Consider the following 15,946-nt stretch of genomic DNA (forward strand, 5'->3'; position numbering starts at 1 on the left):
GTTTTTGTTGTTTATTCTTATTATTAATCTTTAATTTTTATTGGTAAAATCCAAAACTTGAAATGGTCGCTGTCAAATTCAGGACAGCAATAGTTTCCAAGCACTTTCCACATCGCCAAAACTTAAATAATTGCGTGCCAATTTATGTTTTTCTCTATGGCTTGCCGTTTGTATGTTTGGGTAGCGTTCACTTATATTTTTAATGAATGTTTTCACCTCGTTTTTGCTTGGTAATTTTTCAATAGTTCCTAACAGGCCTAAATCGTTTCCTGTTAAAACCATGCTGTTTTTAATGTCGTCCGGAAAATTGGCTACGCCAATACCTAAGTTTGCTGCCGGTTTTGGTATTTCAAAAAACCCTTTTTTTGCACGACTGTAATAATTTCCACCTGCCCTGGCAACCAAATCCAGTTTTTCTTGGTTTATGCTACCATCGGTATTTAAAACCTCGTCGTCGATATGTATTTTAAGTACTTCGCAAATCACTAAGTTGCCCGCGCCCCCTTCCGTTCCTAAAGCAATAATGTCGGTTACTTTACATTCCAACTGTATGGGCGATTCTGCTACCCGAAACGGTTTCACCACTACCGATTTTAACATGGTTAGTCCCGATTTTTCAAATTCGTTAACCCCTTCCGGAAAATCGGCGCTACTTAACGATGTTTGATGCACCATGTCAAAATTCACCACATTAATAACCACCTCTTTGGTGGCTTTAATGTTTTTTAAGGTGTGTTTTTCCGCGTTGTTTTTTTCGCGTAGCACTGGCGAAAAAACCACTATGGGCGGGTTGGCGCTAAATACATTAAAAAAGCTAAACGGTGCCAGATTTACCTCCCCGTTAAATGAAATGGTACTCGCAAAAGCAATGGGCCGTGGTGCCACCGCACTTAACAAATAACTATGTAATTTACTGGTTGATAAGCTTTTTGGATCTAAAGACGGCATTGAACTTTTTTGGTTTCAACAAAACTAACATTTTTTTTATACATACTTTATAAATAGGGATGTTAGTTTTTTACGGCTGTAAATAAAATACTTATTGTACAAAAGTAACCAATATCAACAGCAAAAAAAATCAATTTATAAACAACTTGAACAATAATATTAACAGATTTGCATTATATTACATGTAATTTTAATGTACAATGGTTTTTACAAAATACGGTAACACGTTACGTTGGGTAATTATAGTGGCTTCTTTTGCTGTTGTGAGTTTAATTTTATGGAAAACTTACGAGTTTTTTCAGCATTTTAAAGAGGAAGAACGTACCAAAATGGAAAACTGGTCGTTTGCACAAACCGATTTTATAAATTCGGATACCAATGCCAATTTGGAGCTTACCCTAAAAATACTGAACAGTAACAAAACCACGCCCATGTTGGTTGTTAATGAAGAGGGCGCTTTGGTAAGTTATAACAATTTAGACGAAACCAAGATTTCTGATTCGGCCTATGTTAAAAAATTAATTTTAAAGTTTCAGGAAGAAAACAAGCCCATTCCCGTAAAATTGGGCGATAGTATTGTGAGCACCATTTACTATGGAAATTCCGAATTGCTCAACAAACTTAAATACTATCCTTTAGCCTTATTGCTTATCGTGTTTTTATTTGGTGCCGTTATTTTCTTCTTTTATAGAAGCAATAAAAACGCGACCCAAAATAAATTATGGTCGGGTATGGCAAAGGAAACGGCGCATCAAATAGGCACGCCCTTATCGTCCTTGATTGGTTGGACCGAAATTTTGAAATCAGAAAACATCAATCCCACATATATTGCTGAAATTGAAAAGGATATCGACAGGCTGCAAACCATTACCGAACGTTTCAGTAAAATAGGGTCTTTGCCAACTTTGGAAAAGACCGACATTGTAAAAGAAACCATCGATTCATTCGATTATTTAAAAGCCCGATCATCCAAGTTAATTGATTTTGAAATTGACAGTCCCGATGATGAAATTATGGTAAACCTTAACAAGCAATTGTATAGTTGGACCATTGAAAATTTAGTAAAAAACGCCATAGATGCCATGAAAGGCCGCGGAAAGCTTACCATAGCCATTTCACAATTGGAAGACGCTATTATGGTAAGTGTAACCGATACCGGGAAGGGCCTTTCAAAGAAGAACTTCAACAAAATATTCGAGCCCGGATTTACCACAAAAAAACGAGGCTGGGGCTTGGGCCTATCGCTTGCAAAACGGATTATTGAAGATTTCCACAATGGCAAAATAAAGGTTTTACATTCTGAAATAGGCAAAGGAACCACCTTTCAAATTACCCTAAAACGCGCTTGATGCATGACTGAAACCTTTGTTGCCATAAAAGAAGTTGGTTTAAACAACCATTGCCCTATATGTTACAACCAAGAAGGGCTAAGGCTAACCTTTAAACAAAAAACCGTTGAAAACAGGTTTTGTAAGGCCGTTACTTCTAAAATTGAGCACGAAATGGTATGCAAAAACTGTAATAACGTTATTTATCCCGTAAACTGGACCGATGATATGGAACGCGTTTTTGATTACCATAAAAAAGCGGTTACCCCGCGAAAAGCTTCAACACACTTAAAAAAAGCTTCTTGGATAGCATTAGCTTCAGTGGTTTTAATGGCTATTGGTATCATGGCCATTTTTATCTATATGAAATTATAACTGTGCCTTAATACTATGGGCAATCGATAGGAATTCTTCGGGCGATAATTTGGTTTTCTGAATAAAACGCGCATCTTCCATGGAATGTAGTGGAATTAAATGGACGTGCGCATGCGGTACTTCCAAACCAATAACGGTCATGCCAACGCGTTTGCACGGTATGGCCTTTTCAATGGCAATGGCTATGCGCCGTGAAAATTGCATGAGGCCCAAATAGGTGGTTTCGTCCAGATCGAAAATTTTATCTACTTCCTTTTTTGGGATGCAAAGCGTGTGCCCCATACTGTTTGGGTTTACATCTAAAAAAGCTAAAAAATCGTCGGTTTCGGCAATTTTATAACTTGGTATGTCGCCTTGAATGATTTTAGTGAAGATGGATGCCATGATTAAATAATTTTAGAATATTGGGTAAACAAAATAAACAACCTTTTTTTTATGTTGACCATGCTTAGAAACGAAGTTGCTTATAAATAATGTTTTGAGTCATTTCGAGGCAGGAAACAATCTGTAGGTTATTTGTAAGCAATAAAAAAAATGCTTCATACTTTGCAATAACGGTTCTATTATCTTGAAATCTCTATGATATCAAATTTCAATATGCCATTGGGCACTTGTATTTCGGCAACATCGCCCACCGATTTGCCCAATAAACCCTTACCAATAGGCGAGTTTACCGATATTTTGCCGGTGGCCAAATCGGCTTCACCATCGGCAACCAAGGTATAAACCATTTCCATGCCATTGGTTTGGTTTTTTATCTTCACTTTCGATAAAACCAATATCTTTGAATTATCCAACTGCGATTCATCAATAACGCGTGCGCCAGCTAAAGCCTCTTCCAGTTTAGAAATGCGCATCTCCAACATGCCCTGGGCTTCCTTGGCGGCATCATATTCGGCATTTTCGCTTAAATCGCCTTTATCCCTAGCTTCCGCAATGGCCCTCGACGCTTTTACGCGCTCAACATCCTTTAGTTGTTTAAGTTCATCCCTTAATTTTTTTAACCCCTCTGGTGTATAGTATGATACTTTACTCATAGCTTCATCGTTTTATTTAATAAAAGATGCTGAAACCCACTCCATCAATATCTTGTGTAGGAAATCAGCATATAAAAAAAATCCCGTTCACACGAGATTGAATAACAAAAGTACAAAATATTTGGTTACCTCGATAGGAATGTTTCAAAAACTAATTGGCGCTTTGGTTGAAAAAATTAAAGGTTAAAAGGAATTATGCCAACTATTTAACGGATTTTGCTTAATGTTGTATATTGAAAATTTGCATTGAAGTTATTATGAAGCCTTTTTTATATATTGCCTGTTTTGTTTTTTTGTTTACATGTAGCAATTCTACCGAAAACGAGAATTGTAAATATCTTTTAAGCGTAAGTTTTACCCGCAATATAAATTTAAGCTTGCCCGAATATAGCCAACTGCAATTTGCGGGCAATTCCATTTACATTCCTAACCTGGGCGGTAATAAAGGTGTGATTGTAGCCAATACCGGTGCCGATTTTTTAGCTTGGGATGCAACCGACCCAAACCATATACCAAGCGACTGCTCCCGATTGATAAATTCTAATTTGGAAGCCACTTGTGGTTGCGAGGACGGAAACACGTATAGCTTGGTTAACGGGTATGCTTTAAAAGGCAAGGTGCTTCCATGCGGGCTGAAAAATTACCGCGTTGAAAAAACAGGAAATATGCTTTATATTTCTAATTGATTTAAAGTAAGTTGTTGCCAACCCCAGAAAAATAAACCTTAAATTCACTATTTTTGCCAGCAATTTGATAGATAAACATGATTAGAAAAGTATTTCGGTTTTTATATAAATGCATGCTTTGGTTTTTTGCCATTTCCATAGGCTTGGTTATTTTGTACAAATGGATGCCTGTTCCCGTTACGCCATTAATGGTTATACGCACCGTGCAACAAACGGTTAATGGCGATGAAATTGTTTGGAAACACGATTGGGAACCAATAGACAATATTTCAAAGAACCTGCAACTAGCGGTTATTTGCAGCGAAGACCAAAATTTTTTAAACCATAGTGGTTTCGATATGAAAGCCATTGAAAAAGCCATTGAATACAATAAAAAAGGGAAACGCACACGAGGGGCAAGCACCATAAGCCAACAAACCGCCAAAAACGTGTTTTTGTGGCCCCATAGAAGTTGGCTGCGCAAAGGCTTGGAGGTTTATTTTACGTTTTTGATTGAATTAATTTGGTCCAAGGAGCGTATTATGGAAGTTTATTTAAACAGCGTTGAAATGGGCAAAGGGGTTTACGGTGCCGAAGCCGCGGCGCAATATTGGTTTAAAAAACCAGCCTCCAAATTAAGAAAACAAGAAGCGGCAGCCATTGCAGCGGTACTTCCCAACCCGTTAAGGTATCGGGCGCATCCTGCGACCAACTATATTCAGGGGCGAAAAAATTGGATATCACGCCAAATCAATTTTTTTGGGCCTTTAAACTACGATTAAAGGGCAAATTCCAAATAAACATTAGTTATTTTAAGGTATGCTTGAAGGTTTAAAAATTAAGGAAAACCTGTATTTGCAATGTGTTGCCTTTGTTGAAAACCGCTTTCAAACCATTCAAGATACCATCACTGAAATTCAAGAGTCCTTAACCTCTGAAACGAAAAGTAGCGCGGGCGATAAGCACGAAACCGGCAGGGCCATGTTGCAGTTAGAACGCGAAAAGGCAGGGAATCAGTTGGCCGAAATTCAAAAGATACGGGAACACTTGTCGAAAATAGTGCTTTCAACAAATTCGTCTGGCTTTGTTGGTTTGGGCAATATTGTATTCACCAATAAAACCAACTATTTTATTGGCATTAGCGCAGGTAAACTGGAAGTAGATGAGGTTGAGTTTTATGCTATTTCACCAAACACACCTGTTGGCCAATTATTAATGCGGAAAACCATAGGTGAATGTGTTAGTTTCAATAAACAATCCTTCATAATTGAAAATATAGTTTGAAAATAAGGAAATTGTTTTTTTGAACAGATACTAAATGAACCGGTTTTTTATTTCATTCAACTTCCTTAACAACATACACATACACCGGAAAATGGTCGCTAAAACCATCGGTAAACCCACTGTACGACCAACTTCTGAATGGATAGCCTTTAAACTGGCCGGTTTTTTGGGTTAAAAAGTTTTCGTTAAAAATACCCGCCTTATAAAACCGGAATGATGAATAATCTTTTTCCAACAGCGGTTTTGTTAGCAATATCTGGTCGAATAAGCTCCAAGCATCTCTATAGGCCGTAGTGCCTATACCGTCTTTAAAATAATTTTCGTACGGGTTGTAAATGCCTTTCAGTCCAACCTTTTCTTTGTTTCTTTCTGTGTTTAAAACTTTTTTAACGCTTTCGTTTGTGGGGTCGTCATTCAAATCGCCCATAATAAAAATTTTTGCATAGGGGTCAATAATCTGTAAGGAATCCACCAAGTGTTTGGTAAGTTTGGCGGCTGCCACGCGTTTGGGCCTGCTTCGTGCTTCGCCGCCGCTTCTGGATGGCCAATGGTTAACGATTAGGTGTATAAGGTCGCCATCCAATGCGCCACTAACCAGTAGTTGGTCGCGGGTATAAACGCGTTTTCTGGTTTGGTCGTCGTAAATTTTTAGTTCATGGCTACTTGTTGAGATGGGTGTAAATAGTTTTTTCTGGTACAACAGCGCCACATCAATTCCGCGGGCATCGGGCGAGTGGTAATGAATAATGCCATAATCTTTATCGCGCAACAAAGTATCGTTTACAACATCTTCCAAAACCTCTCTGTTTTCAACTTCCGAAACGCCAATAACGGCAGGTGCGTTGTTGGTGTCCTTTAAACCTATTTCAGAAATAACACGGGCCATATTCGCTACTTTCTTTTTATAGGCCGCGGCACGATTGGTATTAAGCTCCATAATGGGGCTGGCCTCATCAAATTTAGTAGGGTCGTTTATGGTATCAAACAGGTTCTCAAGGTTATAGAAAGCTATGGTGTGTATTTTAAAACGTTTTTTTTCTTGTGCACCTGTTAAGGTAACGTAGCATAAGAACAACCCCGCTAGCGCAATTTTCAATGTCTTCATTGTTGAAATATTATGTTAATGTTATTTTGATTACAAAATATAAATCAAAAGTAAATATTAATTATAAATAATGTAAATTTGTAATCATTAAATTCATAGTATTTAATGCTATTTAAACATATAACTTGATAATTAAGCATGAAAAAAAGATTACTTATTTCTTTATTCGGAATGTTTTCAATTTTTACGGCTTTCGCACAACAGACCATCATCAAAGGTAGTGTAAAAGATGCGATTTCCTTTGAACCTCTCCCAGAGGTTTTAGTAACTATTGAAGAAACAAAACAAACCGCTACTACAAACGCTAAAGGGGCTTTTGTATTTTCGGCGAATGTGCCTTTGGGCGAACAGGTTTTAAGGGTTTCAAAAGTGGGTTATGTTACCAAACGGTACCCCATTGTTGTTAACGAATCCAAAACGGTGAATATTACCGATATGACCTTGGAACTTGACACAGCAAGTTCCCAAGATTTATTTACCATCACACTTTCTGATGACGAGCTGAATGATGATACCAGTGGTTCGGATAATATTTCCGGATTGTTATCGTCGTCATTGGATGTCTTCCAGCGAACCGCTGCGTTCGAGTTTAGTTCCTCATTTTTTAGGGTGCGTGGACTCGATTCTGAAAACGGTTCGGTTTTGATTAACGGTATTGAAATGAACAAAATTTATGACGGGCGACCACAATGGAGCGACTGGGGCGGTTTAAACGACATGTTAAGAAACCAAGAGCTTACATCGGGTTTAACCCCATCGGCATATAATTTTGGAGGTGTTTTAGGAACTACCAACATGAATACCCGCGCTTCTTTATTCCGCGAGGGCGGACAAATAACCTATTCATCTTCCAACAGAAGCTACACCAATAGGGCAATGGTAAGTTACGCAACCGGCTTAATGAAAGATGGTTGGTCCATGGCATTTATGCTGTCCAGACGTTGGGGCAATGAAGGCTACCAAGATGCTACTTTTTATGATGCCAACTCCTTTTTCGCTTCTATTGAAAAGAAATTCGGCAAAAAACACAGTTTAAGCTTTACTTCTATTTACGCACCTAACCGTCGCGGGAAATCTTCACCCAACACCCAAGAGGTTTACGACTTAAAGGGTATAAAGTATAATGATTACTGGGGCTATCAAGATGGTAAAAAGCGCAATTCACGCATCAAGGAAATTGAAGAGCCCATTTTAATGCTTAACCATTTCTGGGATATTTCCAGCAAAACAACCTTAAACACCAATGTAGGCTACCAGTTTGGAAAAATAGGCAATAGCCGTTTAGATTATGGCGGAGGCGCCAACCCAAGTCCGACGTACTACCAAAAGTTGCCCAGTTACTTCGTTTCAGACCCCAATGGCCCTGACTATGCAGGTGCCTACCTAGCGGAACAGGAATTTTTGAACAACGGCCAAATAGATTGGAACCGAATTTACGATGCCAACATAACCAATAATGCTTCTGGGGTACCGGCCGCCTATGCCTTGTATGAAGATAGAAATGACGATAAACAACTTACGCTGAATTCTATTTTGAACACCGAAATCAATCAGCATATACAACTAAACGCAGCCATTGATTATAAAAACTTGAAGTCTGAAAACTTTGCAGAAATCATGGATGTTTTAGGATCCAATACGGGTATTTTAAATGTAGATTCGTTCGATAATTACCAATACAATACCCAAAACCCGAACAGCATTGTAGGTGTGGGCGATAAATACCGATACAATTATAACTTGTATGCCGATGTTATTTCGGGCTATGCACAAGGCCTGTTTAAGTTCAATAAAGTTGATTTTTATCTGTCGGGAAGCCTAACCAACACAAGTTACCAACGCGAAGGCCTTTGGGAACATAGCCGTTTCCCGGGCGATTTATCAAAAGGAAAAAGTAAAGAGCTAACCTTTACCGGATATGGTGCCAAGGCAGGATTTACCTATAAAATTACAGGAAAGCACCTGTTTGATGTGAATGCTGGCTACATAACAAAAGCACCATCCTTACGCAACACCTTTTCAAATTCGCGCGAAAACCAAAACATTGTACAGAACATTAGCGAAGAAAAAATAAGTGCAATGGATGCCAGTTATATTTTTCGTTCGCCCATAGTAAAAGCAAAATTAACCGGATATTACTCTAAAATTGAAGATGCCAATGAAGTTGGATTTTACTTTGCCGATGGATTAAGTGGCGAAGATATTGAAGGCAACGACACCTCGGCCTTTGTTCAAGAAGTGTTACAGGGCATCAACAAAAAGAATATAGGTGCCGAATTGGGCATTGAGGCACAGGTAACGCCAACCATCAAATTAAAAGGAGCCGCATCGGTTGGCCAATATACTTATGACAATAACCCCAATTTGTATTTAACCTCGGCAAGCTTTAACTCGCCCAGTGGTTCCATTTCTTATGGAGAAGCCAACTTAAAAAATTATAAAGTAGCCGGTGGCCCACAACGTGCTTATTCGGTTGGATTTGAGTACCGCGACCCCGATTATTGGTGGTTTGCCGCTACAACAAACTTCTTCACAAATACCTATTTGGATATTAATGCGCTAACACGAACCAAAAACTTTTATTTGGATGCCGACGGATTGCCCTTTAACGATTATGATGAAACCCTTGCGAGAACTCTTTTAAAACAAGAGAAATTTGACGATTATATGGTTGTCAACCTCGTGGGTGGAAAATCGTGGAAAGTGGGCGATAAATACATAGGCTTTATTGCCAGTATTGGAAACCTTTTGGACAAGGAATACAGAACAGGTGGTTTTGAACAGGGCAGAAACGCCAATTATCGCGAGTTAAGAGACGATAATGCAAACCCAACACGCGTATTTGGAAATAAATACTGGTACGGCCGTGGTGCTAATTACTTTGTGAACATGTACCTAAGATTTTAAAAAAAAAGAATTATGAAAAAAAATATATTATTTAAACCGATGAAAACAACAAAAACAATTATGTTGCTACTTGCTATGGTAGCCAGTTTTGCTTTTACCGCTTGTGTAGAAGATGACGATTATACCATACCCAGCAGTTTAGGAAACGAAGAAAATGCCAAATTACAAACATTATTGGGTAAAGCCAGTGAAGTAACCTTTGCCGAAGTAAAGGCCATGTACAAATCTGGCACATTTATAAAAGCCATTGAAACCGATATTTATGTAAAAGGCTATGTGTCGTCTTCCGATCAAACAGGTAATTTCTTTAAGGAATTTTATATTCAAGACAGTCCCACCAGTCCAACATCGGGCTTAAAAGTTATATTGAACAGGGTAGATACTTACAACCAATTCAATTTTGGGCGTGAAGTTTATATTAACTTAAAAGGCTTATTTATTGGTGAAGAACGCGTAGGCAATGGTGTTATTACTATTGGTGGTGGCACCGAAACAGACCAATACGGCACCACCGTAGTGAGTTTAAACGAAAACCAAATCAAGCTAAACGTTCTTAGGTCGGAAAACACCATGGAAATAACACCTTTAGTTGTTACCTTCTCGCAAATTACGCCTGCACATGTAGGGATTTTGGTAAGCGTTAATAACGTTGAATTTGCCGATGATTTGGCAGGGAAACGCTATTTCGACCCCATTCAAGTTTATGACACCCAAAGAATTTTGCAAGCATGCGGCGGTTTTAATTACACACAGTTTAAACTAGAAACCAGTTCGTTTGCCAGTTTTAAAGATGAATTATTGCCAACAGGAAATGGTACCGTTACCGCAGTGGTAAGCAAAACATTTGATGGGGCAAGCTTAATTTTGGCTTTAAACGGTACTAGCGATGTGAATTTAACAGGCACCCGATGCTCATTGCTCAATGTAAACGATTTTAACACCATCATTCAAGAAGATTTTCAAACGGCCACAAACAATACCAATCTCGATTTTGCCGGATGGACAAACTTTGCACAGGCCGGAACTTGGCTTTGGAGAGAAAAAGTATTTTCAGGAAACGGTTATGCCGAATTTAGCACCTTCAACTCAGGCAGTCCTTCAAACATTGCATGGTTAATTAGCCCGGGCATCAACATGAACGCCCAAACCAATGAGTACCTAAACTTTAAATCGGCCCAACACCATTTAGATTCGCCCAACAATAAATTAGAGGTATTTGTATCTACAAATTTTAACGGCTCCAACGTGTTGGCAGCCACTTGGGTTCCCATTACGGCTAGTTTAGCATCACAAAGCAATGCTTGGTATGAATTTGTCGATTCAGGCTTAATCAATCTGTCGTCTTACACAGGAACGCTTTATGTGGCGTTTAAGGTTACAGGTTCAGGAACCGATACTACACTTGATGGTGCCTACCAAATTGATGATTTTAAAATCATTGCATCAAAATAACGGCCTTTTTAAGCAGGCAGCTTACAATACCAAAAAAGCTATTCTAAATAATTAGGATAGCTTTTTTTTTGTTTTATAGACATATTTTTTACAGCATCAACATTTGTTATTAACGTCAAGGCCTTATTACCAACTGCCTTCCCAATTCGGCCAAAAAGGGAATACCAATGGTTTCGGTTTCATAAATACCGTCGTTAAAAATACCGTTCTTATTGGTGTGTATCGTTGCCGTAATGATGTATTCTTTATGGGTGTTTTTATTTTTTATATAGGCACAATCGGTTAAATAACCGTAAGCATACCCTACCTTATTGTAAATTTCAATGGTGTTGGGCATGGGCGATTTATCGTCGCCAAAAATTAAGAATTTCCCATAACTATCGTAATGATCGGCATCAAGATAACCTGCTTCTTTTGGGGAAATTTTCATCATAGCCATTAAAAATGCCCTATCGCTTTCTGTTAAATGAAACCGTTTTTTCTTGGGGTAATTTTCAGGAAACACCAATTGCTTCATGGTTTTGTGCAACGAGGTTATGGGCATGTAGTTTTTAAATGAAAAATCCATAGGTTCGCGAATTAATTGTCCGTCTTTTAAATACCCAGTTCCTTTCTTCAATTTTTCAATTGATAAGGGCTTTGAAGGTGTATTTATAATGGGTTTTGTTGAAACTTTAGTGCCATCGTTCAAGTAGAAAAATAAGGGTTTCGTAATAAGGTTATCCGAGTTGGGCGTTGACAAGCGATGCGTTATGCGGGCGTCTATGCCTTTGTTTTTAAGTCGGTTATTAATACCATCTTGCCCAAGGTATTCAAACAGTCTATTGTTGGATTCATTGTCGCTTACAGCAAATATTTTTCGTATTTCATTGGCAAAAGTGGTGTTTAATGAATCACCTTCAACAAAAAATGGCGTATCTCTGTTAAACTGGCCGTCTTCAGTTAACTTTTCCAACGCTAAAATGGCTGTTGGAAATTTCACGGTACTTGCCGGATAGAAATAGTTGCGGTGGTTCACCTGAAAGGCATAATCTTTAAAAACCACTTTGTTTTTAGGGCCTCGAAGTACTTCAGTAAACAAAATTTGGACTTCGTACTGTTCCAAATTGTCCATTACCGTTTTTATTTTTTGGTTGGAAGAAGCCAAGGCTTTTTTTAATGGATTTAGCTTTGATGGCGCGCAGGAAAAGCTAAGAATAAGTATAAATACCAGTTGAAATTTCATGTTTGGGTGTTTGGGTAAATATACAAAAATTACAATTTTGAAACATTAGAGTTTTAACCGCAAATGATTTGGAATTGTTAGTTCAATAAATTTCAAGTTCGTAGATGGAAACTTTAAAATTAAATGCACTATTTTTAGTAACGAGATTGCATGACCACGCGAAAGGATTCGTGCGGTAGCGGCGAATGTGTTGTTGTATAGTTTAATATAAAACAAAATAGTATTTTCATACATATTGATAATCAAACAATCTTATCTTTAGTCTGTAAAATCAATTCTATGAAAGATAAAATGCTTTTCCTATTAAGAAAAATTTATCGCCTTACAGATAAAATCGCTTTCTACCCAACACTTCTAGCTGTTTTGGGGTTGTTTTTTACCTATGTTCTTATTTATCTGGAAGAGAATGGAATTTCTAAATATCTTCTTGATACTTTTCCTTCATTAGTAATAAACAACACAGAAACGGCAAGAAGCCTTCTAACAACTTTTATCGCTGGGCTTATTTCCATTATGGTTTTTAGCTTTTCTATGGTGATGATATTGCTCAATCAAGCCTCCAGTAATTTTTCGCCAAGGTTATTGCCCGGTTTGATAAGCAACAGGAGGCACCAAGTAATTTTGGGTCTATACATTGCTTCCATACTTTATTGCACCTTCATTTTGGTTTATATAGAACCTAATGGAGACAAATACCAATTACCGGGTTTTGCAGTGCTTTTTGCTATTGTATTCATGGTTATCAGTCTTGCCGCCTTCATTTATTTTATTCATTCCATTTCTCAGGAAATTCAAATTAATAATATCATGGACAAGATTTTCAGTATTTCCAAACAGCGAATGTTGTATTTGATTGAGAACGAAAAGTACAATGAAGGCGACTTTCCCAACGCAAGTAATTGGAAAGCATACAAATCGAAACAGTCGGGATATTTACAAAATGTTTCAGTAGAAAACATTGCAAAAATAGCCAAAGATAAGGAGGTGAAAATTGATGTGGCTGCTGTAAAAGGTTTGTTTATATCAGAAAAAAGCACCCTTTTTAAATGCGACAAAGCACTGGACGCCGAAGTAATTGATAGCATAACCGAGCATTTTGATTTTTCTAAAAGTGAATTTGTTGATGATAACTATGTACTTGCCCTTAAACAAATTACTGAAGTAGCCGTTAAAGCCATGTCGCCAGGTATTAACGACCCCGGGACCGCTTTAAATGCCATAGATTATTTATCGCAATTGTTTGCCTTACGCATTCAAAAAAAGGATAAAAGCTTTATATATATTGATGATGTTGCCTACGTGAGTATGGCGACTGTTAATTTTAAAACATTGATTTTTCAGGTAATGGCAGAATTAAGAACTTACTGCAAACACGACGTAGTTATTGTAGAAAAGTTGTTAATAATGCTTCTTCATCTAAAAAAGATTGTGGATAAGGAACAGGTAAACTATCGGAATATTATTGATGAAGAAATAGCCAATTTAATTTTGGACGCTGAAGATGTTATTACTAACGAACGTGATTTAAACTATATTAAGTCTATGGCTTAGGTTAACATCAACAGGTAGTTAGAGGGGTAGAAATTTTAATTTCTTAAAACTTATATTGTTAAGTATGTAACACCTCAATGACGATTGCATCGGCATCTTTTTAAAAATAAAGCGCTGTAATGTGCTGTTGGCGTTTAAACAAAAAAAGCCTCACTAAACTAATAGCAAGGCTTTTTATAATCATTTAATTTGATTACCATCTTTATCGAAAAAGTGGTACTCTAAATACGTGTAAGCATCTCTTGGTAAAATTTTAACCCATTTTTTGTGTTCAAAAAACCATTTTGAACGTGTTGATGGAAAACCTTTTGTTAAAAAGGCCGCTATAAAAGGATGTGTGTTTAGGGTCAACTTTTTATAGTCTTTTTTAAATAGTGTTTCAAGGTCGTGGTTTATTTTTTGCACGATGCCTATGGGTGCTTCAACCTCAGAGCCGTTCATTATCTCATCAGGGTTTTCTTCCTGTGTTTTAATGTTCATTTCTGGGCGAACGCGCTGTCTGGTAATCTGTATCAAACCAAATTTACTTGGTGGCAATATTTTGTGTTTTGCTCGGTCGTCCTTCATTTCGTCGCGAAGGTGATTGAACAGTTTTTGCCTGTTTTCAGCATTGGTCATGTCTATAAAATCAACTACAATGATGCCTCCCATGTCGCGTAGTCGCAATTGGCGGGCCATTTCGGTAGCTGCTATTAAGTTCACTTCCAGTGCGGTATCCTCTTGGTTATTGGCCTTATTGGAGCGGTTGCCGCTGTTTACGTCTATAACGTGAAGGGCTTCGGTGTGCTCTATGATTAGATAGGCACCTTTAGCCATGGAAACGGTTTTACCAAAGGAGGTTTTAATTTGTCTTTCAATCCCGAATTTTTCAAAAATGGGAACGTTTGATTGATACAATTTTACTATTGATTCTTTATTGGGTGCAATTTCGTGCACATAATCTTTAATTTGAATGTAAAGCGCTTCATCATCTACATGTATGGCTGTAAAGGTGTCGTTAAAAATGTCTCGTAAAATTGACGAGGCCTTGTTCATTTCACCTAATACTTTACTTGGATGATGTGCTTTGTGTAGCTTTTTGCACATTGCGGTCCAGCGACCTAGCAAATTTTGCAAATCTTTATCTAATTCGGCTACTTTTTTGCCTTGTGCTACGGTGCGTACAATAATGCCAAACCCCGGTGGCGTAATGCTTTTTACCAATCGTTTTAGGCGGTCTTTTTCTTCTTTGTCCTCTATTTTTTGTGAAATGGAGATTCGGCTAGAAAAAGGCACTAAAACAATATATCTGCCGGCAATAGAAAGCTCGGAGCTTATTCTAGGGCCTTTGGTGGATATGGGTTCTTTTACTATTTGTACCAATAGCGATTGATTTGATTTTAAGACATCGGCAATTTTGCCGTCTTTATCAATATCTTTTTCAAATGGGAAATTTTTTAAAGTAAAATCTTTAAGTTTACCTGTGCTTACACTTTTCGTGAACTTTAAAAGCGAAGGTAGTTTTGGACCTAGATCATGATAGTGCAAAAATGCATCTTTTTCATAACCTACATTTACAAATGCAGCATTAAGCCCAGGAACAGGTTTTCGTATTTTGGCTATAAACACATCGCCAACCGAAAAATTGTTGCTATCTTCATCTTTCTGTAGTTCAATAAGTTTTCCATCTTTTAATAAGGCAAAATCAACGTGCTCGGAACTAGATCGAATGATCAATTCTTTATCCATTTAGTTAATTTTTATCCATACTTTTTAGTTGTGGAGTTGTAGAGTTGTAAAGGTGTTTAGTTGTAAAGGTGTTAAGCAAAAGCTTAAAAACCAACAAAAAACAACCAACAACCAACAACCAACAGCTTAACCGTACAGATGGATTATACAATATTTTTCACAGGATTTTTTAATATCCGTGGAGTTCAAAAAGCACTTTAAAAGTGTTAAAAATTTAATGAACTCATTTCAAAGAACGTTTTTGCTTTTAACCGAAAAAAGTAGTTTTTATAACTACTTTTTAGGGCTTATTTTTTCTTTTTGTGACGGTTAGCGCGTCTACGTTTTTTACGTTTGTGCGT

Annotated in this window: 14 protein-coding genes; 8 read left to right on the top strand and 6 right to left on the bottom strand. The window is 37.5% G+C overall.

Annotation, left to right across the window (positions count from 1 at the left end; all coding sequences use genetic code 11):
• Positions 1 to 78: 78 nt before the first annotated feature.
• The gene (locus tag GQO80_RS02875) at positions 79 to 948 is read right to left on the bottom strand and encodes a flavin reductase family protein (protein WP_157206833.1); all 870 of its coding nucleotides are present in this window, start codon (positions 946 to 948) and stop codon (positions 79 to 81) included.
• Between the two features lie 200 nt (positions 949 to 1,148).
• On the opposite strand from GQO80_RS02875, the gene GQO80_RS02880 reads away from it, so the two are divergent.
• Together GQO80_RS02880 and GQO80_RS02885 are read left to right on the top strand one after the other, a co-directional pair.
• Complete coding sequence (locus GQO80_RS02880; protein WP_157206834.1) at positions 1,149 to 2,297, top strand: sensor histidine kinase; 1,149 nt, start codon at positions 1,149 to 1,151, stop codon at positions 2,295 to 2,297.
• 3 nt (positions 2,298 to 2,300) lie between these two features.
• On the top strand, positions 2,301 to 2,651 hold the full coding sequence (locus GQO80_RS02885; protein ID WP_157206835.1) for a hypothetical protein: 351 nt from the start codon (positions 2,301 to 2,303) through the stop codon (positions 2,649 to 2,651).
• On the opposite strand, the gene GQO80_RS02890 is transcribed toward GQO80_RS02885, so the two are convergent.
• Entirely contained in the window at positions 2,646 to 3,035 is a 390-nt protein-coding gene (locus GQO80_RS02890; RefSeq protein ID WP_157206836.1) for an HIT family protein, read from the bottom strand. The two genes, GQO80_RS02885 and GQO80_RS02890, sit on opposite strands and share 6 nt — an antisense overlap.
• 179 nt (positions 3,036 to 3,214) lie before the next feature.
• On the bottom strand, positions 3,215 to 3,688 hold the full coding sequence (gene greA, locus GQO80_RS02895; RefSeq protein ID WP_157206837.1) for a transcription elongation factor GreA: 474 nt from the start codon (positions 3,686 to 3,688) through the stop codon (positions 3,215 to 3,217).
• A gap of 257 nt (positions 3,689 to 3,945) precedes the next feature.
• Here greA and GQO80_RS02900 point away from each other — a divergent pair, with 257 nt between their 5' ends.
• The 3 genes from GQO80_RS02900 to GQO80_RS02910 all read left to right on the top strand — a co-directional run bounded on the left by GQO80_RS02900 (position 3,946) and on the right by GQO80_RS02910 (position 5,637).
• Positions 3,946 to 4,374 (top strand): Rieske (2Fe-2S) protein, encoded by a 429-nt coding sequence (locus GQO80_RS02900; RefSeq protein ID WP_157206838.1) that lies wholly within the window; start codon positions 3,946 to 3,948, stop codon positions 4,372 to 4,374.
• A 77-nt stretch (positions 4,375 to 4,451) separates the two neighbouring features.
• Positions 4,452 to 5,135 (top strand): monofunctional biosynthetic peptidoglycan transglycosylase, encoded by a 684-nt coding sequence (gene mtgA / locus GQO80_RS02905; protein ID WP_157206839.1) that lies wholly within the window; start codon positions 4,452 to 4,454, stop codon positions 5,133 to 5,135.
• A gap of 37 nt (positions 5,136 to 5,172) precedes the next feature.
• Positions 5,173 to 5,637 carry a 3-oxoacyl-ACP synthase gene (locus tag GQO80_RS02910; RefSeq protein ID WP_157206840.1) on the top strand — a complete coding sequence of 155 codons (465 nt, stop codon included), beginning with the start codon at positions 5,173 to 5,175 and terminating at the stop codon, positions 5,635 to 5,637.
• A 52-nt stretch (positions 5,638 to 5,689) separates the two neighbouring features.
• Here GQO80_RS02910 and GQO80_RS02915 read toward each other — a convergent pair whose 3' ends face one another.
• Complete coding sequence (locus tag GQO80_RS02915) at positions 5,690 to 6,742, bottom strand: endonuclease/exonuclease/phosphatase family protein (protein ID WP_157206841.1); 1,053 nt, start codon at positions 6,740 to 6,742, stop codon at positions 5,690 to 5,692.
• A gap of 138 nt (positions 6,743 to 6,880) precedes the next feature.
• On the opposite strand from GQO80_RS02915, the gene GQO80_RS02920 reads away from it, so the two are divergent.
• Both GQO80_RS02920 and GQO80_RS02925 read left to right on the top strand, forming a co-directional pair.
• Positions 6,881 to 9,649 carry a TonB-dependent receptor gene (locus tag GQO80_RS02920; RefSeq protein ID WP_157206842.1) on the top strand — a complete coding sequence of 923 codons (2,769 nt, stop codon included), beginning with the start codon at positions 6,881 to 6,883 and terminating at the stop codon, positions 9,647 to 9,649.
• A 39-nt stretch (positions 9,650 to 9,688) separates the two neighbouring features.
• Positions 9,689 to 11,101, top strand: coding sequence for a DUF5689 domain-containing protein (locus tag GQO80_RS02925; RefSeq protein ID WP_157206843.1), 1,413 nt, complete (start codon positions 9,689 to 9,691; stop codon positions 11,099 to 11,101).
• Positions 11,102 to 11,216: 115 nt separating this feature from the next.
• Here the strand turns inward: GQO80_RS02925 and GQO80_RS02930 are convergent, their stop codons facing one another.
• Positions 11,217 to 12,326: a serine hydrolase gene (locus tag GQO80_RS02930; protein ID WP_157206844.1), complete on the bottom strand. Its 1,110-nt coding sequence runs from the start codon at positions 12,324 to 12,326 to the stop codon at positions 11,217 to 11,219.
• Positions 12,327 to 12,605: 279 nt separating this feature from the next.
• Here GQO80_RS02930 and GQO80_RS02935 point away from each other — a divergent pair, with 279 nt between their 5' ends.
• On the top strand, positions 12,606 to 13,877 hold the full coding sequence (locus GQO80_RS02935) for a DUF2254 domain-containing protein (protein ID WP_157206845.1): 1,272 nt from the start codon (positions 12,606 to 12,608) through the stop codon (positions 13,875 to 13,877).
• Positions 13,878 to 14,057: 180 nt separating this feature from the next.
• On the opposite strand, the gene GQO80_RS02940 is transcribed toward GQO80_RS02935, so the two are convergent.
• Positions 14,058 to 15,605, bottom strand: coding sequence for an Rne/Rng family ribonuclease (locus GQO80_RS02940; RefSeq protein ID WP_157206846.1), 1,548 nt, complete (start codon positions 15,603 to 15,605; stop codon positions 14,058 to 14,060).
• Between the last annotated feature and the right edge of the window lie 341 nt (positions 15,606 to 15,946).

Source organism: Mariniflexile maritimum (genome assembly GCF_009746565.1).
GTDB classification, from domain to species: domain Bacteria; phylum Bacteroidota; class Bacteroidia; order Flavobacteriales; family Flavobacteriaceae; genus Mariniflexile; species Mariniflexile maritimum.